Origin of the sequence: uncultured Demequina sp. (assembly GCF_913055775.1) — a bacterium.
Classification (GTDB): Bacteria; Actinomycetota; Actinomycetes; order Actinomycetales; family Demequinaceae; genus Demequina.
Map to the genome: position 1 here is coordinate 1 of NZ_CAJXJX010000177.1, position 3,904 is coordinate 3,904.

General features: G+C 71.4%; 3 protein-coding genes. 2 read left to right on the forward strand and 1 reads right to left on the reverse strand.

The annotated features are described in order from the left end of the window. The coding region (locus QZ483_RS13025; RefSeq protein WP_297084708.1) for an EI24 domain-containing protein at positions 1–712 on the forward strand (712 nt) is incomplete at its 5' end. Here QZ483_RS13025 and QZ483_RS13030 read toward each other — a convergent pair. Beyond that, entirely contained in the window at positions 678–1,568 is an 891-nt protein-coding gene (locus tag QZ483_RS13030) for a LysR family transcriptional regulator (RefSeq protein ID WP_297084710.1), read from the reverse strand. The two genes, QZ483_RS13025 and QZ483_RS13030, sit on opposite strands and share 35 nt — an antisense overlap. 82 nt (positions 1,569–1,650) lie before the next feature. Here QZ483_RS13030 and QZ483_RS13035 point away from each other — a divergent pair. Beyond that, the coding region (locus QZ483_RS13035; protein ID WP_297084712.1) for a proline dehydrogenase family protein at positions 1,651–3,904 on the forward strand (2,254 nt) is incomplete at its 3' end.

Genomic DNA, 3,904 nt, shown 5'->3' on the forward strand with positions numbered 1-3,904 from the left:
CCTCATGGCGATCGGTCTGGTGCCCGGGGTAATCACGGCTGCGGTCTTCGCGGCCGCCGCGGTCGTCGTCCTGGTCCAGCTCGAGTCGTGGAGCGCGGGCATCGCCGGGGCCCTGACCGCCGGCGATGGCTGGCTGGCCACCGCCGTGCAGGTGGTGGCGGCGCTCGCCATCCTCGGCGCCTCGGCACTGGTCGGGATCTACGCGTTCACTGCGGTGACGCTCCTGGTGGGCCAGCCGTTCTTCGAAGCGCTCTCCCGCGAGGTCGACGCGGAGCGGGGGTTCACCGGCGCCGATCCGGAGGAGAGCGGATGGCGATCGTTCCTGCGTGAAACAGGAGAGGCGCTGCGCCTCGCTGCCCTGACAGTGCCGCTGTCCGCCGCCCTGTTCCTCCTCGGCCTGATCCCGGTCGTCGGGGGCGTCGCGGCGTTCGTCGCCGGTGTGGGATTCGGCGGCTGGTTCCTGGCTCTCGAGCTCACGACGTCACCACTGGGGCGTCGCGGCGTGGTCGCCCTGCGCGCCAGGCGTGCCCTGCTCGGCCGTCATCGCTCTCGAGCGGTGGGCTTCGGCGCCGCGTGCTTCCTCGCCTTCCTGATTCCTCTGGGAGCTGTCGCGTTCATGCCTGCCGCCGTCGCGGGCGCGACGCTGCTGGTCGAGAGGCTCGGGCCGCCAGAGGACCTCAGCCGGCGGCCACCTCCAGCGCCGCCATCGTGAGCGCCGCCAGGGTCGCGCGTATCGCCGGATCCTGGCTCGACGTGTCGCGAAACGCCGCGAATACGGTGCGGCTCATGGTCGCATCGAGCTCGACCCGGGCGATCCCGCCGGGGGCCGACGGCCACATCAGTCCGGGAATGAGCGCCACCGCCAGACCCGCCTCGACCAGCGCGAGGTGGGCCTGCAGGTCCGCAGTCTCGTAGCGCACGTCAGGCTCGAAGCCCGCGACCCGGCACAGCTGCTCCGCGAAGTGGCGTGACGCCGTCCCCGGCGGCTCCATGACCCACGCACTGTCGCGATGGCCCACGACCGTCGCTGCGGACCCGCTCGGCGTCGCCAACGCGATGGGGTCGCGGACCAGAGTGACGCGCGTGAGGCCGTCGTAGTGGGGCGCCGAGTGGTACGGGTACTCCTCCGCGACCACGAGGTCGAAGTCTCGCGACCAGGTGTCCTCGAGCGCTTGCGCCGGTTCGCTCTGCGTGACCTCGACGCGAAGCCGGGGCGCCGATGCCGAGAGCTGTGGGAGCGCGGTCGGCAAGAGGGCGAGCGCCGCGGACTGGAAGACCGCGAGGCGCACGGTGCCACCGGGATCGTGCTGGGCCGATCGAAGCCCGGTCTCCGCCTCCTCGACGAGACCGAGGATTCGGCCCGCCGCGTCAGCGAGCTGCTGACCGGCAGGCGTGAGCAGCAGCCGCCGTCCTGATCGGCGCACGAGCACCGCGCCGGCCTCACGCTCGAGCGCGCCGAGCTGCTGGGACACGGCCGAGGGCGAGTAGCCCAGGACCGCGGCGACCTCGGTCACGGTGCCGCGCAGCGCGAACTCCCTCAAGGTGCGAAGACGGTGGAGGTCGAGCATGCCAATAGTTAAGCAGACCTACATGGTAAGCCCCAGTTATCGGAAATGGACATGAATTCACGGTGCGCCGCACACTGGCCGCATGTCCCCGCATGCCGTTGACGAGCGCACGGCCCCTTCCGCCGACCGCGCCGTGTCTCAGGTCCGCACATGGCTCCAGCAGTCATCCTCCGTCAGGCCCAGCTCGGGCGCGCGCCTCATGGCGCATGTGCTCACGCGCCCCGGGGGCCTGCGGTACTTGACCGAAGTCGTGGACGGGGTGGTGCGGCCCGAGGATGCGCACGTCGCCGCTCACGAACTCCGACGGGCCGCTCAGGCGGCTCCCGACCATCTCCCGGCCACCCTCGCGCGCCTCGCGCAGTTGGGAGGCCTCGGTGCACGCCTCGCACCGCGCTTCACGGTCACCGTGGCGCGACGCGTGATCCGGGCGATGGTGAACCACCTCGTGGTCGATGCGCGGCCCCGGAGGCTCGCGAAGGCCCTCAGGCATCTGCGCGCCACCGGCGTCGACCTCAACGTCAACCTGCTGGGCGAAGCGGTTCTCGGCGGCGACGAGGCTCGCCGGCGCGTCGAGTCCACCCGTGCCCTGATCACGCATCCCGAGGTCGACTACGTCTCGATCAAGGTCTCGGCCGCGGTCGCGCCGCACTCCCCGTGGGACTTCGACGGCGCGGTCGAGGAGATCGTCGCGACACTGGCGCCCCTGTACGAGGACGCCCGCGATCACGGGGGCGTCTTCATCAACCTCGACATGGAGGAGTACCGCGACCTCGATCTGACCATCGCGGTGTTCGAGGCGCTGATGCGCCGCCCCGACCTGAGCAGCCTGGGCGCGGGCATCGTGCTCCAGACCTACCTGCCCGAGTCGTCGCGTGCCCTGGCGCAGATCCAGCGGCTCGCAGCGGACCGCGTCGATGCCGGCGGCGCACCGCTGCGCGTGCGCGTGGTCAAGGGCGCGAACCTGTCCATGGAGCGCGTCGAGGCCGAGCTCCGGGACTGGCCGCTCGCGACGTGGCACTCGAAGGCCGAGTCGGACGCCCAGTACAAGCGCGTGCTCGACGAGGCGCTGGTGCCCAACAGGACGCGCTCGCTCAAGGTTGGCATCGCCGGCCACAACCTGTTCGACATCGCGCACGCGTGGCAGCTCGCGTGTGCGCGCGCAGTCGAGGAGGACGTGCACTTCGAGATGCTCCTCGGCATGGGCGAGCATGTCGCCAGCGCGGTCAGCGCTGACGTGGGCCGCCTGCGCCTCTACACGCCCGTGGTGGACCCGCGCGACTTCGATGTCGCTCTCGCGTATCTGGTGCGCCGGCTCGAAGAGGTCGCGAACCCGCAGAACTTCCTCTCCCGGCTCACGACGATCGCCTCGTCGGAGGAGGACTTCGCGCGCGAGGAGGGAGCCTTTCGCGACGCGCTCGAGCTCGCGTCCCGTCCTGCCTCCACGGACAGCCACCGGGACCACCCCGAGGCACATGAGCCCTCGACGGGCTTCCGCAACGCCGCGGATTCCGACCCGGCGAGGCGATCCACGCGCGACTGGGGCACAGCGATCCTGGGTCGGGCCTCGTCATCGACCCTGGGGCTCCGCGCATTGGCACAGGCACGCGTCGACAGCGCCGATGCGCTCGACGGCGTGCTCGGCTCTGCCCACGCGGCAGGGCTCGGGTGGGGAGCCGTCCCGCCGCGCGAGCGGGCCGCGGTGCTCGAGCGGGTGGCCGAGCGGCTCGAGGCTCGCCGCGCGGACCTGATCGAGGTGATGGCGGCCGAGGCGGGGAAGACGATCGATCAGGCGGATCCGGAGGTGTCCGAGGCGATCGACTTCGCGCGCTACTACGCACACTCCGCGCGTGCACTGTCCAGCGTCGAGGGCGCGCTGGCGCGTCCTCGACCGCTCACCGCGGTGATCCCGCCGTGGAACTTCCCGGTGGCGATCCCTGCGGGCTCGACGCTCGCGGCACTGGCAGCGGGGTCCGCGGTCATCCTGAAGCCGGCAGGGGAGTCGGCCAGGTGTGGCGCGGTGCTCGCCGAGATCATGTGGGAGGCGGGGGTGCCGCGCGATGTCCTCACGCTGCTGTCGATCAGCACGCGCACCTACGGCCGGCAGCTGATCAGCGACCCCCGCATCGATCAGGTGATCCTCACAGGGGCGTTCGAGACGGCCGAGATGTTCCTGGGCTTCCGTCCCGAGCTGCGGCTCTCGGCGGAGACGTCGGGCAAGAACGCGATGATCGTGACCCCCAGCGCCGACCTCGACCTCGCCGCCAAGGACCTCGCCGCATCCGCCTTCGGCCACGCGGGACAGAAGTGCTCTGCAGCGTCGCTCGCGATCCTGGTGG

Excerpts from the sequence above, each read along its gene's own strand:
- QZ483_RS13030 (WP_297084710.1), bottom strand. The coding sequence starts at position 1,568 with ATGCTCGACCTCCACCGTCTTCGCACCTTGAGGGAGTTCGCGCTGCGC.